General features: G+C 30.2%; 18 protein-coding genes. 6 read left to right on the top strand and 12 right to left on the bottom strand.

Translation table 11 applies throughout. The annotated features are described in order from the left end of the window. The 3 genes from dnaA to ACIQ16_RS05165 all read left to right on the top strand — a co-directional run. Positions 1–1067 (top strand): chromosomal replication initiator protein DnaA (dnaA, locus tag ACIQ16_RS05155; RefSeq protein WP_396149292.1); only part of this gene is annotated, 1067 nt, incomplete at its 5' end. Between the two features lies 1 nt (position 1068). Further along, a complete protein-coding gene (locus ACIQ16_RS05160; RefSeq protein WP_396149294.1) occupies positions 1069–1530 on the top strand; it encodes a low molecular weight protein-tyrosine-phosphatase in 462 nt (153 codons plus the stop codon). Between the two features lie 39 nt (positions 1531–1569). Further along, the gene (locus tag ACIQ16_RS05165) at positions 1570–2307 is read left to right on the top strand and encodes an SAM-dependent methyltransferase (RefSeq protein ID WP_396149296.1); all 738 of its coding nucleotides are present in this window, start codon (positions 1570–1572) and stop codon (positions 2305–2307) included. Here ACIQ16_RS05165 and ACIQ16_RS05170 read toward each other — a convergent pair. The 6 genes from ACIQ16_RS05170 to ACIQ16_RS05195 all read right to left on the bottom strand — a co-directional run bounded on the left by ACIQ16_RS05170 (position 2304) and on the right by ACIQ16_RS05195 (position 8209). Next, positions 2304–2942 carry a peptidoglycan-binding protein LysM gene (locus tag ACIQ16_RS05170; RefSeq protein WP_396149298.1) on the bottom strand — a complete coding sequence of 213 codons (639 nt, stop codon included), beginning with the start codon at positions 2940–2942 and terminating at the stop codon, positions 2304–2306. The genes ACIQ16_RS05165 and ACIQ16_RS05170 overlap by 4 nt on opposite strands. Positions 2943–3258: 316 nt before the next feature. After that, positions 3259–4134 (bottom strand): hypothetical protein, encoded by an 876-nt coding sequence (locus tag ACIQ16_RS05175; RefSeq protein ID WP_396149300.1) that lies wholly within the window; start codon positions 4132–4134, stop codon positions 3259–3261. Then, the gene (locus ACIQ16_RS05180; RefSeq protein WP_396149302.1) at positions 4134–5567 is read right to left on the bottom strand and encodes an MBOAT family O-acyltransferase; all 1434 of its coding nucleotides are present in this window, start codon (positions 5565–5567) and stop codon (positions 4134–4136) included. The genes ACIQ16_RS05175 and ACIQ16_RS05180 overlap by 1 nt, the downstream gene beginning before the upstream one ends. Positions 5568–5570: 3 nt before the next feature. Then, on the bottom strand, positions 5571–6959 hold the full coding sequence (locus ACIQ16_RS05185; protein WP_396149304.1) for a UDP-glucose 6-dehydrogenase: 1389 nt from the start codon (positions 6957–6959) through the stop codon (positions 5571–5573). Between the two features lie 47 nt (positions 6960–7006). Next, the gene (gene recR, locus ACIQ16_RS05190) at positions 7007–7627 is read right to left on the bottom strand and encodes a recombination mediator RecR (RefSeq protein WP_396149306.1); all 621 of its coding nucleotides are present in this window, start codon (positions 7625–7627) and stop codon (positions 7007–7009) included. Positions 7628–7699: 72 nt separating this feature from the next. Next, on the bottom strand, positions 7700–8209 hold the full coding sequence (locus ACIQ16_RS05195; RefSeq protein ID WP_396149308.1) for a hypothetical protein: 510 nt from the start codon (positions 8207–8209) through the stop codon (positions 7700–7702). A gap of 57 nt (positions 8210–8266) precedes the next feature. Between ACIQ16_RS05195 and ACIQ16_RS05200 the strand changes: the two genes are divergently transcribed. After that, positions 8267–9772 (top strand): sodium:solute symporter, encoded by a 1506-nt coding sequence (locus tag ACIQ16_RS05200; protein ID WP_396149310.1) that lies wholly within the window; start codon positions 8267–8269, stop codon positions 9770–9772. Here the strand turns inward: ACIQ16_RS05200 and ACIQ16_RS05205 are convergent. Beyond that, a complete protein-coding gene (locus tag ACIQ16_RS05205) occupies positions 9756–10112 on the bottom strand; it encodes a CoA-binding protein (RefSeq protein ID WP_396149312.1) in 357 nt (118 codons plus the stop codon). The genes ACIQ16_RS05200 and ACIQ16_RS05205 overlap by 17 nt on opposite strands. Before the next feature lie 109 nt (positions 10113–10221). Here ACIQ16_RS05205 and ACIQ16_RS05210 point away from each other — a divergent pair, with 109 nt between their 5' ends. Beyond that, positions 10222–10863 carry a MarC family NAAT transporter gene (locus tag ACIQ16_RS05210; RefSeq protein WP_396149314.1) on the top strand — a complete coding sequence of 214 codons (642 nt, stop codon included), beginning with the start codon at positions 10222–10224 and terminating at the stop codon, positions 10861–10863. A gap of 85 nt (positions 10864–10948) precedes the next feature. On the opposite strand, the gene ctlX is transcribed toward ACIQ16_RS05210, so the two are convergent. Then, on the bottom strand, positions 10949–11887 hold the full coding sequence (ctlX, locus tag ACIQ16_RS05215) for a citrulline utilization hydrolase CtlX (RefSeq protein WP_396149316.1): 939 nt from the start codon (positions 11885–11887) through the stop codon (positions 10949–10951). Positions 11888–11948: 61 nt separating this feature from the next. Continuing rightward, the gene (locus ACIQ16_RS05220) at positions 11949–12863 is read right to left on the bottom strand and encodes a dimethylarginine dimethylaminohydrolase family protein (protein ID WP_396149318.1); all 915 of its coding nucleotides are present in this window, start codon (positions 12861–12863) and stop codon (positions 11949–11951) included. A 173-nt stretch (positions 12864–13036) separates the two neighbouring features. Between ACIQ16_RS05220 and ACIQ16_RS05225 the strand changes: the two genes are divergently transcribed. Beyond that, entirely contained in the window at positions 13037–13372 is a 336-nt protein-coding gene (locus tag ACIQ16_RS05225; RefSeq protein WP_396149320.1) for a hypothetical protein, read from the top strand. 68 nt (positions 13373–13440) lie between these two features. Here ACIQ16_RS05225 and ACIQ16_RS05230 read toward each other — a convergent pair whose 3' ends face one another. From ACIQ16_RS05230 to ACIQ16_RS05240, 3 genes are read right to left on the bottom strand one after another with little or no spacing between them, the layout of a single operon-like run. Beyond that, positions 13441–14043, bottom strand: coding sequence for a SprT-like domain-containing protein (locus ACIQ16_RS05230; RefSeq protein WP_396149322.1), 603 nt, complete (start codon positions 14041–14043; stop codon positions 13441–13443). Next, on the bottom strand, positions 14044–14880 hold the full coding sequence (locus ACIQ16_RS05235) for a Bro-N domain-containing protein (protein ID WP_396149324.1): 837 nt from the start codon (positions 14878–14880) through the stop codon (positions 14044–14046). It abuts the gene before it with no gap. 36 nt (positions 14881–14916) lie between these two features. After that, a complete protein-coding gene (locus ACIQ16_RS05240; protein WP_396149326.1) occupies positions 14917–15594 on the bottom strand; it encodes an SDR family NAD(P)-dependent oxidoreductase in 678 nt (225 codons plus the stop codon). Between the last annotated feature and the right edge of the window lie 18 nt (positions 15595–15612).

The following is a 15612-nucleotide window of genomic DNA, read 5'->3' on the forward strand; positions in this document are numbered from 1 at the left end:
TGAAAAATCCTTTTATTATTCCTGGTATTAGAAATGTTAAAATAGAATCTCAATTAAATGCCAATTATAGCTTTGATAATTTTTTAGAAGGCGATTCTAACCGATTATCTAGAAGTGCAGGTTTGGCAGTTGCCAATAAACCAGGTGGTACGTCATTTAACCCATTATTGATTTTTGGTGGTGTTGGTTTAGGAAAAACACACTTAGCACACGCTATTGGTGTTGAAATTAAAGATAAATTCCCTGAAAAAACCGTTTTATATATTTCTGCAGAAATTTTCACGCAACAATATATCGAATCTGTTAAGAAAAATACTAGAAATGATTTCATTCACTTCTATCAACTTATTGATGTATTAATTATTGATGATGTTCAGTTTCTATCAGGAAAAGCTGGAACTCAAGATGTGTTTTTCCATATTTTCAATTATTTGCATCAAAACGGAAAACAAGTTATTTTAACTTCAGACAAAGCGCCTGTAGACATGCAAGATATTGAGCAACGCTTATTATCTCGTTTCAAATGGGGATTGTCTGCCGAATTACACCAACCCGATTATGAAACAAGAATTTCTATCTTAAGAAATATCTTGTACAGAGATGGTGTTGAAATGCCAGATGAAATTTTAGAATACGTAGCAAAACATATAAAATCAAACGTTAGAGAATTAGAAGGGGCTATTATTTCATTAATTGCGCAGTCTTCATTTAACAAACGTGAGATTAATATAGAATTAGCTAAGCAAGTTGTAGAGAAGTTTGTGAAAAATATCAAACGTGAAATTTCTATTGATTATATTCAAAAAGTAGTTTCTGATTATTTCCAATTAGATACAGAAACTTTAAAATCGAAAACCAGAAAGCGTCACATTGTTCAAGCGCGTCAATTAGCTATGTACTTTTCTAAAAAATTCACTAAAGCATCATTGGCAAATATTGGTTCACAAATTGGTGATAGAGACCATGCAACCGTATTACATGCTGTAAAAACAGTTGACAATTTAGTGGCTACCGACAAACAATTTAAAAAGTTTGTGGAAGACATTAACAAAAAGCTGAGTATTTAAAATGCCTACCAAGGTTTTAATGGTTTGTTTGGGAAATATTTGCCGCTCGCCATTAGCAGAAGGTGTTTTACAATCAAAACTTCCTAGAAATAAATGTATAGTTGATAGTGCTGGAACAGCAAACTATCATGTTGGAACGGCACCAGACAAACGTTCTATAGTAACTGCTAAGAAATTTGGTATTGACATTAGTCAACAAAAATGCAGGCAACTATCAAAATCTGATTTTGAAACTTTCGATTATATTTATGTTATGGATAACTCCAATTACAAAAACGTAATCGCCATAGCGCCCAATAAGGCTTCCAAACAAAAAGTTAAATTAATTTTGAATGAAGTAGATTCAACTAGTGATTTGGAAGTTCCAGATCCCTATTATGGTGAAATGGAAGATTTTGAACATATTTTTCATCTGTTAGATGAAGCATGTACTCTAATCGCAAACAAAATTCATTCAAAATAAACACATTAAGTTATTTTCTCTTTATTAAAAAAATAAAAGATGAGCACAAACACAACATTTGGTAAATTATATTTGATTCCATGTACCTTATCAAATCCTGGTGAAGTTACTGTAAATCCAAATGATGTTTTACCAGAAACCATCAAAAGATGTGTGACACTTTTGGATCATTATATTGTAGAGAATGAAAAAACGGCCAGAAAATGCATTAAAGCAATATGCCCAGAAAAATCGCAACCAAGTTTAAAATTATGGTCATTAAATAAACATACTGAGATTTCTGAACACTACGAAATGATTCAACCGCTATTAAACGGAATAAATATGGGTGTAATGAGCGAAGCTGGATGTCCAGGAGTTGCTGATCCAGGAGCTGTGATTGTCAAATTGGCTCACGAAAAAGGAATTCAGGTAGTACCTCTTGTAGGACCAAGTTCTATTCTTTTAGCATTAATGGCGAGTGGTATGAACGGTCAAAGTTTTGCTTTTACTGGTTATTTACCCATTGATAAAAGTGAAAAGAAAAGTGCTTTGAGAAATTTAGAGAGATGGTCTCAAGAAAAAAATCAGGCGCAACTTTTTATGGAAACGCCGTATAGAAATAATAAATTTTTAGAAGATATTTTAACCACACTTCATCCACAAACTAATTTGTGTATTGCATGCGATGTTACGTTACCGACAGAATATATAAAAACAAAAACCGTAAACGACTGGAAAAAACAAAAGGTCGATTTACATAATCGACCTTGTATATTTATTATTCAAAAAAATTAGTTTGTTACTTTAGCAAACCTATTGGATATAACATTTGAAGTATCATAACCGTTAAATCGTTTGATATAAGACCTCAAGGAAGTCCCAAATCCGTCTCTAAAACCATTTTTACCATTACTTCTAAGGTATGCTTTTACTGAACTTGCACCTGCTAAATGAGCTGCCGCTAACAATCCCGATTCTGTAATTTTAATTCCGTTAATTATTCTACCTGAATAATTTTTAATTTCTTTTCTTAACTCCCATTTATTTATGCATAATAACGTATAAAAAGCATTTTCTTGTAAGTTTGGGTTATCAAGGAAGTTTTTGAAGTTATAAACACCAATGTGTCGTAATGTGCTTCTTCCGAATTGGTATTTGCCCATATAACCATAAGGATTAACCAAAGTGTAAATGCCTGCAGATTCTTTAACTCCTAGGGCTTGTGTGAAACCGATATAAGTATTTCCTGTATAAGGTATAGAAAAATTGAACTTTACCGATTCGTCTTTTGAAGGTACTCGATATTCGAAAACTTCCGAATCATCGATATGAAACCCTGTTACAGATTCCTCTTTAAATGCTTTAAAACCAGAACTAATAATGGCAATAAATGCAATGGTAACTCCAAAATAAAAAATGTCTTTTCTCATGTAAATTTATTTCTCAAAAGGGTAAAAAAATTCATTTTTTACATTGTGTTTGATTGACATAAATCATACCACTCCAATTGAATTAACTATGCAAAGATACAACATTTTTTATTATTTTTCTGAATATCAAGTAATTAACATTTCATTAAGATGTATTAAACCGTCAAATTGTGATTTAACCATCTTGATTAATAGGGTTTTAGAGAAAACAAAAAAATCAGAATAAAAGACAATAAAATTGAAAAATTAAGCTGTTTTTAGATGATTTTGAAGAAATAAAAAGAATAAATAATGGCAAAAAACCGCAAAAAATATACTATTTGAAAAATGTATTAATAATGTGATTTGTATAGATAATAGCCCCCTCATTATTTAGATGTCCACAAGATGCAAAATAACGATCATCTGTAACCGTATTTTCAAAATTATTTATTTCTGGATATTGTTTTTTTACCTTGTCAAAAAAATCTAATCCTTTTGTGTTTTTACACATGGGTGTCATTACTACAATTAAATTGATATTATTCTGCTTACAGAGTTTTTTAATTTCTTCGTAATATTTATTTCGGATTACTTTTAATGTAGAAATATCATTTTTCATACTTCCTTTTTTATCTGAGATTAAAGGGTAATATCCTTTATTATAAAGTGTATTTGTTGGTTTTTTTGAAAGTACTTCGTATACTTCTCTAAAACCAATTTTTGCATCAAATTTAATATATCTGTAAAATGGTACATAATATAGTTGTTTAAAATCTGATTCGTGTTTATAATGTTCTTTAATAATAGAATTCGTATGAATATAAGGCATAAAACGCGCTGTTGTTCCTTCGTCTCTTTTTTCATTACAAATACTTAAATCCGCTTCCAGAATTAGATTCTTAATTTGAAATTTATTTGCCATCATTAGTTTTAACAACAAAGACGTTTCAAATAAATGCGAGCCACTAATGCCATAATTAAAGGATTTTAGTCCTTTCATTTCAAACAAATCGGTTACGAAATGATTGTTGGCACGAGAAGTTCCCATAATAACTACATCATATTTTTTTCCAAATGAATGCAGTACGTTTTCTACTTTATTTCTTTCAGAAGATTGAGAAATTATTGTAGTAAAAATAACATCTAATAACAATGAAGCTATAAAAAGTATAAAAACAAAAAGAACTAAGAGTTTAAAAAAACGTTTCATTAAAACTGAAAATAAATAAATTCTTTATAATCTGAAAAAACGCCTAACGCTAAAATAGCTAAAATGCAAAACAATAATTTTATATTTTCATATTTTCCGGAAATGGGTTCTGTTTTGTATTTGTTAAACCATTCAAATAAAATAAAAACACCAATTAACCATAGCAATTCTGGAGCATAACGAGCATTATTTAAATATTGAATATCAAAATTTAAATTCGTAAACATACTCTTTATATATTCTATGCCAGCTGTAAGCGATTTTGCTCTAAAAAATATCCAAGCTAAAGTGGTTATTGAAAAAGTAATAAGCATTTGGAAAATCGTTTTTACTCCTTCAAAATTCCATTTAAAATGAATGTCTTCTAAGTTATTTCTGTTTTTATTTAGTAATAGTAATGGCAAAAAGTAGATAGCATTTAGAAACCCCCATGCAATGAATGTCCAATTGGCACCGTGCCAAAAACCACTTACTAAAAAGATAATAAACGTGTTACGAACTTGTATCCATTTTCCACCTTTGCTCCCGCCTAAAGGAATATATAAATAATCCCTAAACCAAGAAGATAATGAAATGTGCCAACGTCTCCAAAACTCAGCTATATCTCTTGAAAAATAGGGAAAATTAAAGTTTTTCAATAAATCAATTCCAAATAACTTTGAAGTTCCTAATGCAATATCCGAATATCCTGAAAAATCGCCATAAATTTGAAAAGCAAAATAAATCGCACCTAATAATAAGGACAACGAATTCATTTGTTCCTGATGATTGAATACTTCATTGGCATACAAGGCGCAAGAATCTGCTATAACGACTTTTTTTACTAATCCCCAAATAATTTGATGGACGCCTTCTTTGGCTTTTTCGAAATTAAATTCTCGTTTTACTTTTACTTGAGGAAGTAAATGAGTAGCTCTTTCAATAGGTCCTGCAACTAATAAAGGAAAGTAACTTACAAAAAGCGAATAGTCGATGAAATTTGTCTCGGCTTTTATACGTTTATAATAAATATCAATTACGTAAGATAAGCCATGAAAGGTATAAAATGAAATTCCGACCGGTAAAATTACTTTAATCAACAACGGATTTACTTGAAATCCGAAGCCATTTAGTAATTCGGTGAATGAAGTGGCAAAAAAATTGTAATATTTAAAAACACCTAAAAAACCTAAGTTAATTATAACACTTAACCAAAACCAGAATTTTCTTTCCTTAACTGATTTGCTTTTTTCTATTTGAATACCTGAAAAATAATCTAAAAGCGTAGAAAAGACAAGCAAAAAAAGAAAACGCCAATCCCAACATGCATAAAAATAATAACTAGCAATAATTAACAATGCATTTTGCCATGATTTATTTTTATTAAAAACAAACCAATATAAAATAAAAATTATTGGTAAAAATACGGCAAAGTGAAGGGAATTAAAAAACATAATTTATGAACCAATGGCTTGATAAATAAATCCTATTTTTTCCAATTCTGCTTTGTTCAATACATTTCTTCCATCAAAAACAAAGGCAGGTTTCAGCATATTGTCATATATTTTTTGCCAATCGTAGGTTTTAAACTCATCCCATTCTGTCAAAATAGCAATAGCGTGAGCTTTATTACAAGCATCGTAGCCATTATTTTCTACTGAGATGTATTTTTTATTTTCTTCCGCTGAACGAGATTCTAAATAATTTAAATCCGAAAGTATTTGATTTTCTTCAACTTTTGGATCGAAAACCGCAATATTTGCCCGTTCACTTATTAAATCATTTGCCACATAAATAGCAGCAGATTCTCTAGTATCGTTTGTGTCTTTCTTAAAAGCCCAACCTAAAAAAGCGATTTTTTTTCCCGAAACGGTATTGTATAACGTATTAATAATATTTTTAGAAAAACGACGCTTTTGATGGTCATTCATAATGATAACTTGTTCCCAATAATTGGCTACTTCATTTAAACCGTATGATTTAGCGATATATACCAAGTTTAAAATGTCTTTCTGAAAACAAGAACCGCCGAAACCTAATGATGATTTTAGAAATTTTGAACCAATTCTACTATCTAAACCAATGGCTTTTGCCACTTCATTTACATCGGCACCTGTTTTCTCACACAATTCACTCATTGCATTAATAGAAGAAACGCGTTGCGCTAAAAAAGCATTTGCGGTTAGTTTTGATAATTCCGAAGACCACACATTTGTGGTTAAAATAAGATCTTTATTTACCCAATTTGCATATACATCAACTAATTTACGAATGGCATCTTGGCCTTCAACTGTAGTGTCCCCACCAATTAACACTCTATCTGGAGCAAACAAGTCTTCAATTGCTGTACCTTCAGCTAAAAATTCAGGATTCGATAAAATTTGAAAATTTACACCGTTTCCAGTATTATCTAAAATATCTTTTATTGCCTGAGCAGTACGAACAGGTAAAGTTGATTTTTCAACAACTATTTTATCTGTTTTAGCTACGCGAGCAATTTGTCTGGCACATAATTCGATATATTTTAAATCTGCTGCCATACCTTTTCCTACACCATACGTTTTCGTGGGTGTATTTACAGAAATAAAAATTAAATCCGCTTCATCTATGGCTTGATCTACTTCGGTTGAAAAGAATAAATTTCTTCCTCTTGCTTCAGCAACTACTTTATCTAATCCAGGCTCATAAATGGGTAATAAACTCACATCTTCATTATTCCAAGCGTTAATTCTGTCTTGATTTAAATCAACTACAGTTACCTTAATATGTGGACATTTTTGAGCAATAACCGCCATAGTTGGACCTCCAACATAACCTGCACCAATACAACAAATATTTTTAATCATCTTATTAACGTTCTTTATTTTTTAAATTTTATTTAATGTATTAAAATCTACATTGATTTCATAGAAGATTCAAAAGGAATTCTTTGCAATAAACTTCTTCCTAATGTAACTTCATCTGCGTATTCTAATTCGTCACCAACTGAAATACCTCTTGCAATTGTTGATACTTTTATTGAAAATGGTTTAATTTGCTTAAAGATATAAAAATTTGTAGTATCGCCTTCCATAGTGGAACTTAAGGCAAAAATAATTTCTGTAACTTTTTGTTCCTTCACTTTTTCTACTAATGAAATAATATTTAATTGGCTAGGTGAAACACCTTCGATAGGTGATATTTTACCACCTAAAACGTGATAAATTCCTTTATACATTCTAGTATTTTCAATAGCCATTACGTCTCTTACATCTTCAACCACACAAATTATTGAATGGTCTCTTGAAGGATTATTGCAAATTTCACATACTGCAAAATCAGAAATATTGTGACAATTTTGACAATATATAATTTCATTTCGCATTTTAGTTAATGCATCTGTTAATAAAAGCGTTCGTTCTGCTGGTTGTTTTAGCAAGTGTAACACCAATCGCATCGCCGTTCTTTTACCTATACCTGGCAACATAGCGACTTCATTAACGGCATTTTCTAATAATTTTGACGAGAATTCCATTTTGCAAATATATTAAAAAGAAAAAACCTATTTACATAAATATAAATAGGTTTTTTACGATTTTATTTTGTTCTAATTTAAAATTTGTGCAGAAATAATAGCTTTTTTTGCTTCTTTTTCAAATATTGACTTATGTTTGGGCTGAAACATAGACGTTACCACAATACAATGGTCAGCATCTGTTTCTTTTAATATAACTTCTAAGAAAAACTCTTTCGTTTTTTCCACTATAATATTTCCTGAATAGAAAAAATACTTTTGCCCTGCATTTTCAAACTCACCATTTTGTAAATTCTTTACACCATCTGCTGCATCTTTTTTCATTTCCTCCATCAAATCAGTATATTTTTTTGGAACAATCATACCAACCAAGGCGGCCTTAGGATCTTCAGAAAAATAGGCATTTCCTTCACTTTTTGCATATAAAGATTTATTAAAATCCATAAAAATTACAACCGCAGGAGCGAGTTTTTCTTTGCTTTCTACTTTTTGAGCGAATGCAGTACAGGAAACCATAAAAAAAGTTAAAAAGCTTACGAACTTTCTTGTAAATAAATTTTTCATCTTAATTAATTTTTTCAAATTTAAACAAATATGCCGCGAATATACATTATTCTGTTATTTTTGTAAAAAAAACTTATGCAACCAATTACAATTTTACTATTTTTTGTTTCATATTTCATTGTTTTGTTTGGAATTTCTTATTTCATGAACAAAAAATCAGGGAGCAGTAACGATACTTTTTTTAAAGCAAATAGCAAATCACCCTGGTATTTAGTAGCTTTTGGAATGATTGGAACAGCACTTTCAGGTGTTACTTTTATTTCAGTTCCTGGTGCTGTAGAAGCGAATCAGTTTGCTTATTTTCAATTTATTTTAGGAAATGCTATTGGATTTATTATTGTAGCCACCGTATTATTACCTTTATATTATAAACTTAATTTAACTTCAATTTATACGTATATTGAACAACGATTGGGTTATTTTAGTTACAAAACCGCTTCTTTTATATTTTTATTAAGCAGAACAATTGGTTCTGCCTTTAGATTGTATTTAGTGGTTTTAGTGTTACAAAATTTTGTTTTTAACACTTATGGCATCCCATTTTGGGCGACTGTTTTGATAAGTTTAGGACTAATTTTTGCGTATACTTATAAAGGAGGATTAAAAACAATTATTATTACAGATACGTTACAAACTGTATTTTTAGTAAGTTCGGTGTTTTTTACTATTTATTTTGTTTGTGACAGTTTAGATTTTGGATTTAGCGAAGCCATTTCAAAAATTAATGGTTCGAAATATTCTAAAATTTTCTTTTTTGAAGATTTTATAGGTTCAGGACAACATTTTGTAAAACAAATTTTAGGTGGGATTTTTGTCACCATCGCAATGGTAGGATTAGATCAAGATTTAATGCAGAAAAATTTAAGCTGTAAAAACATCAAAGAAGCTCAAAAAAATATGTTTACGTTTACGGGAATTTTTGTAATTATCAATTTATTTTTCTTGAGTGTTGGGGCTTTATTGTATTTATTTGCAGCTAAAAATAATATTCCAGTTCCAACTTTAAATGGCGCTGTTAGAACCGATTTATTATTTCCTGAAATAGCATTCAATCATTTTGCTTTAATACCAGCAGTTGTGTTTTTATTAGGATTAACCGCTGCTACATTTGCAACAACAGATTCTGCATTAACTGCATTAACTACTTCATTTTGTATTGATTTTTTAGGAATGGAGAAAAAAGAAGAAACAAAAAACACAGTAAAAACAAGACATCTTGTGCATATTGGATTTTCATTGGCAATTTTTTTGGTGATATTAATTTTTAATTCATTAACCAATCAATCAGTTGTAAAACTGATATTTAAAGTTGCGTCGTACACCTACGGACCGCTTTTAGGATTGTTTGCTTTTGGAATTTTAGCCAAAAATCGTTCTGTGAAAGATAAATTGGTGCCGTTTATTTGTTTGTTATCACCTGCCATAACTTTTTTAATTAGTATGAATTCTGGAATTGATGCGGAAGCCCCTAAATTAATTCCATATGCATTTGCAGAAGAATTAATTATAGTTAACGGATTAATTACTTTTATTGGACTTTACTTAATAAGTAAAAAAGGTGAAATTAATACTGATTTGTAGCTAATAAAACCAACGTGCAAGCCACATCGAATTCAATATTATTTTGTTTTAATATTTCATAAAATGCTGGATTTTCAGTTCCAGGATTAAATATCACGCGTCTTGGTTTTAATGAAATAATATAGTCGTAATAGTCTTCTTGATTCTTTGGATTTAAGTATAATGTAACGGTATCAATTCCCGTAAATGGAAATTTAGTTATCTCAATTTTTACATCTAAAGCCATACCTTCTTTGGTTCCGATTGCTACAACTTGATGCGTTTTGTTAATTAAACTTTGTATCGCTTTATAAGCATATCTTTCCTTATTTGTGGTGGCACCTATAACTAACGTTTTCATTTTGTCGATTTTTATTGACACTAATTTACAAAATGTTTTTTAATTTACATTTAAATAATTGTATTATAAATTCTATCTTTGAATAACAAGATATATTTGCAAAAAAACTATGGAGATTTTTATTTATTTATTTGCCGCCTTATTTTCTGTTTTAAATCCGATTGGAACCGTGCCTATTTTTGTAGGATTAACGCAAGGATATTCTTCATCTGAACGATCTAAAACTTCTTTAATTACTTCAATTAATGTATTTGTGATTTTACTAATTTCGTTTTTTGTAGGTCAATATGTATTGTCTTTTTTCGGAATTACTATAACCGCTTTACGAATTGCAGGTGGGATTATAATAGCCAGTTCGGGATTTTCATTATTAAATGGAAACTTTAGCAAAAACAAAGGAATTAATAAAAAGGTGCAAAAAGAAGTAGAAACACGTCAACATATTGCTTTAACACCTTTAGCAATGCCTATGCTTGCTGGTCCTGGATCTATTTCTTTATTAATAGCATATTATCAAGAATTAACAGAATCTGACGCTTCTATAACCACTTCGGAAATATTATTTTCTTGTTTTGCCATTTTGGCTGTAGCCATTTTAATTTATTTAATATTACGAAGTGCCCATTATTTAGCAAAAATATTAGGATCATCTGGAATTGTAGCCATATCCAGAATTATTGGTTTTTTAACCATTGCTATCGGAATTCAATATATAATAAGTGCCGTTTTAAGTATTATTAGAGGAATTTAAATTTAGAATACTCCTAAAACAAAAATTCCAAATTCCATCTGAATAGTGTTGGAATTTGGAATTTAAGCATTTATATAATTTTCATTTATTCGATTTTCGGCAAGAAAACCTCAGCCATCATACAGCGCGCGCTTCCCCCACCGCACGCTTCAATAACATCTAAACTTGCGTGTAAAATCTCACAATGTTTTTCGATTTTATCAATCTGTGCTTTCGTTAGATTTTGATATGCTGAATTACTCATTACTAAATAACGTTTATCAGCAGCACCACGAACTTGTAACATATTTCCTGCAAAATTATTTACTTGCTCTTCTGTGATTAAAATAATTTCTTTACCGTCCGCTTTAAGGTTTTCTAAAACCATTTTGCGTTCTTTTTTATCATCAATACAATCGGCACAAATAACGGCAAATGTTTCTGCAATACACATCATTACATTGGTATGATAAATCGCTTTTCTTTCTCCATTTACAGTTTGGAAGGCTTCGAAAATAATGGGAGACATATCAAAATCTTCACAAAATTCGATAAATAATTCTTCGTCAGCTCTTGGCGAAAGCGCGCAATACGCTTTATTAAATTCTCTGTCTAAAATTAAACTTCCTGTTCCTTCTAAATATACATTATCCTCTTCAGCCGAAGAATAATCCATAATTTCAGTTATTTCAAAACCTTTGTCTTCCAAAACATCCAAAATATCTTCTCTTCGTTCTAATCTTCTGTTTTCGGCAAACATTGGATATAAAACAACATCACCTGTTTCGTGAAAAGAAATCCAGTTATTTGGAAAAATACTATCTGGTGTGTCAGGTTCTTTCCTGTCTTGAATTACAATTACTTGTACGCCTACACTTTTTAATTTTTCAACATAGGCATCAAATTCCTGCACTGCTTTAAAATTTACCGTTTCTGGAGTTAAATCATCTAAAACTTTTTGATAATAATTGTTTACAGCTGTTTGTTCGTTCATACGAAACGCCACGGGACGAATCATTAATATGGTGTTGGTAGTTTGTTTCATTTTATTTTGTTTAAAGTTTCAGGTTTCAGGATTTATTACGTGAAACTTGAAACAAATTAATTTAATCTCTAATTAATGGTAAAGTGGAACATCTTAGTAGTCCTTCTTGTTTTGAAATTTCGGCATAAGGAATTTCTTCTACCGTAAAACCGTTTTGGCGTAACCAAGTATTTAATCTTGTGAAATTTTTCTCAGATACAATTACATCTGGAGCTATTGAAAAAATATTTGAGTTCATATGATACATTTCTTCTCTTTCGATATGAAACAAATTATCTTTACCAAATAAATTTACAAGAAACATATAATCTGCTTCTTCACGAAAACCGCTTTTGTAAATTATTCCTTTATTTGTTCCGATTGGCTGAAAACAACAGTCTAAATGTAACGCATTATCTCGCGGTTCAATTTTAGATTTTACCAAGTCAAAAGCCTTTACTATTTTATTTGGAAACAAATTTTGAATGAATGCTACCCCTTCCATATTTGTTCTTGCTGTAATATAATTTTTATAATCAGAACCTTTATATGTACCAATAAAAATGTAGTCATTCCAAGGCATTACATCGCCACCTTCGATATGAACATTTTCGGGTGGACGAACCACTTTTTTTGGATTAATTTTATCAATTATGTATTGAATGGCATCTAATTCTCGTTCTCTATCTGGTAAAATATTCGCTTTAATAAAAATGTCATCAATAACAAAACCAATATCTCTTGAAAAAATTTGGTTGTAATTTTCAATAATTTCTGGTCGATAAACTTCTACATTATATTTTTGAAAAACAGCATTAAAAGCTTCCATTTCAGCAACCATATCTACTTCAATTGGATAGGTTCCTGCTTTTATGTGCTCTAATGATTTTGGATCATAAGCTTCTTCAACTGTAGGTGTTGGTCCATTACTAATAGCGGTTCCAAGTACTACTGCTCGTAATCGTGAGGTTTCGTTTTTTACATTTAATGATAACATAAAACTGTTTTTTACAAATATAGAAAATTGATAACGATTGAGAAAGAGAGAACTTTGGTTTTATTTTAAAAATTTGAGCGCGAATTAAAAAGAAATTTACAATTTGTTAAAATAATTTTTTGTGTATTGATTTCCAATTACTTATCTTTGAACAAACTTAAAACTAAATTATTATGGGATTATTAAATTTTTTTAGCTCATTATTTGGAAAAGCTAAACAAACTGAAGAAAATACGAATGTAAAAAAGTCAGAAATTGCTGAACCAAAATTGGAAAAAGCCTCTGAAATAATTGAAGAAAAGCCAATAGTTAAAAAAGTTCCTGTTAAAAAAGCTGCCGTTAAAAAAGCACCTGCAAAAAAAGTAGCAGCGAAAGATAAAGTTGAAAAAACAACAGAGAAAACAACAAAAAAAGCAGCTCCAAAGAAAGCTCCAGCTAAAAAAGCTCCAGCAAAAAAGACAACATCAAAAGAAGCTACTCCTAAAAAAACAACTACAAAAAAAGAGTAACTTTTTATATACATTCAAAAAAGCTTCAGAAAATTCTGAAGCTTTTTTTTATAAATTTAATAGTATAATTAATTTGAAATGACCTCAACTTCTGCATTAGGTTGAAATAAGAATAATCTTCCTGAACTTATTTCTAAACATTCATATCGTTTCACGCGTAATGCAATTTTTTTAAAAACTTTTCCATTTTTAATACGAAAGGTACTACCAAACGGAATTTCAAACATATAATTGTGCTCTGTATTTCTTTCGTCAAACTGTTTTAACGCTAAAGACAAAGTGGCATCCGTATCTGAACTTGCTTTTGGATTTCTGAAATGTCTTGCCATTAAAGGCAATATTTGATGAGGAAAAATTTCTGGACGAATAAACGGAATCATTAAATGCTGAAACGTAATTTTCCATTCCGTTCCATGAGGCAAAATGTTTCTACCATATTTTTCAAAGGCAACCAAATGCGCAATTTCATGAATCAACGTCATTAAAAATCGGTATTTATTCAAATTGGCATTGACCGTTATTTGATGAAACCCGTCTGGATGTCTACGATAATCACCGTGACGCGTATTTCGTTCATTTACTATTTTTAAATGCACGTGATTTTGCTTAATCAATTCGAAAACGGGTGCTACGGCGTGTTCTGGTAAATATTTTTGTAAAACGTTAAACATTTAATTGGTATCGTTATTTTTACTATTTAAAAGTGCTTTTGCATTAGTAGCCGTAATTACTTTTTTTCCTGTTTTTGCTTCTAATTCTTTCCTTGCTACATTTGCTACATTTCCACCTTGAGCAGCTACGATTTTGTTTTCTTCAAAAGTTTCAGGATTTACAGACTGTGAAATATCTTTTACTGAAGCTTCTGCCAACATGTTTAAAATTAACTCCGTATTTGTCATGTTGTCTCTAAGATTTTCTTTCTTTAGACCTTTTAATATTTTATATTCTTTTGTAGTTTTATTTGACCAAGATTTAGAAATAATATCTGTTAAAATAGCGAATTGTTGTCCTTCTTTTACCCCTCTATTTTTCCATTCATCTGTTAATTCTTTTCGAATTTCAATACTTTTTAAGCGTTGATTTATCCAATTCTCAGAATATCCCAATTGCAAATATTGCTCCAAAGCCCTATCAATTGAAAGTTCTGGATCTTGCATTTCATCTAATCTTTCTGCTGCGATTTGTGCTAACCACAGTTTGAATGGTTCTGCTTTTGGAGATGGAACAGATTGAATTATTCTAAAAAGTTGTTCTGTATCTGCAACATCTGTTTTATAAAATTTACCGTCTGATGATTGCAGTTTCAGTTGACTACAATTTGTAGTCAACTCACTTCCTTCTCTTTTTAAACGAAGTTTTAAAACACTCCAATACTTTCGAGCATTTGGACTTTCCGTTAAAACTTCAATTACATCAATAATTGAAATAAACCATTTTTCTTGTTCGGAATCCCAAATGGTTCTTACTTTTTTGTCTTCAAATAATTGAATGGCGTTTAATTTAGTCATAGGTATATAGTTTAATTTGAAATCAAGTTACTACTTTTAAGGTGTTGAAGCACTTACCTGAAGTACTTTCCCATTATAATATTTATTTCCAGTTAGGGAAAAATTAAATATATAATCCGCCATTTCTTTGGCAGAAAGCGGTGCTTCATATCCTGGAAAAGCTTCTTGTAACATTTCTGTATTGACAGCACCTAAGGCTAAAACATTAAATGCAATTCCGTTTTCTTTATATTCCTCCGCTAATAATTCTGATAATGTAATAACGGCTCCTTTACTTGAACTATATGCTGAAAGTCCTGCGAATTTCATACTTCCTTGGATGCCGCCCATAGAACTTATGGTTACTACATGACTTCCTTTTCCCATAAATGGAATACAAATTTTAGTTAGTTCTGCGACAGCGAAAACATTTACTTTATAGATATTTTGAAATTCTTGTGAAGAAATTTCAGTAAAATTTTTATGCAATAAACTCCCTGCATTATGAATTAGCACATCCACTTTTTTCCAAGTTTTCGAAACAAAAACAAGTACTTGTTGCAACTGATTTTCATCTGAAATATCAATTGACAAACACGTAATATTTTCGTGTTCCATTAAAACTTGTGATGTTTTACGAGAAATCGCCAGTACTTGATGACCCGCATTAGCAAACTGCAAAGCCATTTCATAGCCAATTCCACGAGAAGTTCCTGTAATTATTATATTTTTCAAAATAGTATTTGTTTTATG

It is taken from the genome of Flavobacterium sp., assembly GCF_044360715.1.
GTDB lineage: Bacteria > Bacteroidota > Bacteroidia > Flavobacteriales > Flavobacteriaceae > Flavobacterium.

What these genes read in the sequence shown, in the direction of transcription:
- ACIQ16_RS05160 (WP_396149294.1), top strand. Translation starts at nt 1,069, where the DNA reads ATGCCTACCAAGGTTTTAATGGTTTGTTTGGGAAATATTTGCCGCTCG.
- ACIQ16_RS05165 (WP_396149296.1), top strand. Translation starts at nt 1,570, where the DNA reads ATGAGCACAAACACAACATTTGGTAAATTATATTTGATTCCATGTACC.
- ACIQ16_RS05170 (WP_396149298.1), bottom strand. Translation starts at nt 2,942, where the DNA reads ATGAGAAAAGACATTTTTTATTTTGGAGTTACCATTGCATTTATTGCC.
- ACIQ16_RS05175 (WP_396149300.1), bottom strand. Translation starts at nt 4,134, where the DNA reads ATGAAACGTTTTTTTAAACTCTTAGTTCTTTTTGTTTTTATACTTTTT.
- ACIQ16_RS05180 (WP_396149302.1), bottom strand. Translation starts at nt 5,567, where the DNA reads ATGTTTTTTAATTCCCTTCACTTTGCCGTATTTTTACCAATAATTTTT.
- ACIQ16_RS05185 (WP_396149304.1), bottom strand. Translation starts at nt 6,959, where the DNA reads ATGATTAAAAATATTTGTTGTATTGGTGCAGGTTATGTTGGAGGTCCA.
- recR (WP_396149306.1), bottom strand. Translation starts at nt 7,627, where the DNA reads ATGGAATTCTCGTCAAAATTATTAGAAAATGCCGTTAATGAAGTCGCT.
- ACIQ16_RS05200 (WP_396149310.1), top strand. Translation starts at nt 8,267, where the DNA reads ATGCAACCAATTACAATTTTACTATTTTTTGTTTCATATTTCATTGTT.
- ACIQ16_RS05205 (WP_396149312.1), bottom strand. Translation starts at nt 10,112, where the DNA reads ATGAAAACGTTAGTTATAGGTGCCACCACAAATAAGGAAAGATATGCT.
- ACIQ16_RS05210 (WP_396149314.1), top strand. Translation starts at nt 10,222, where the DNA reads ATGGAGATTTTTATTTATTTATTTGCCGCCTTATTTTCTGTTTTAAAT.
- ctlX (WP_396149316.1), bottom strand. Translation starts at nt 11,887, where the DNA reads ATGAAACAAACTACCAACACCATATTAATGATTCGTCCCGTGGCGTTT.
- ACIQ16_RS05220 (WP_396149318.1), bottom strand. Translation starts at nt 12,863, where the DNA reads ATGTTATCATTAAATGTAAAAAACGAAACCTCACGATTACGAGCAGTA.
- ACIQ16_RS05225 (WP_396149320.1), top strand. Translation starts at nt 13,037, where the DNA reads ATGGGATTATTAAATTTTTTTAGCTCATTATTTGGAAAAGCTAAACAA.
- ACIQ16_RS05230 (WP_396149322.1), bottom strand. Translation starts at nt 14,043, where the DNA reads ATGTTTAACGTTTTACAAAAATATTTACCAGAACACGCCGTAGCACCC.
- ACIQ16_RS05235 (WP_396149324.1), bottom strand. Translation starts at nt 14,880, where the DNA reads ATGACTAAATTAAACGCCATTCAATTATTTGAAGACAAAAAAGTAAGA.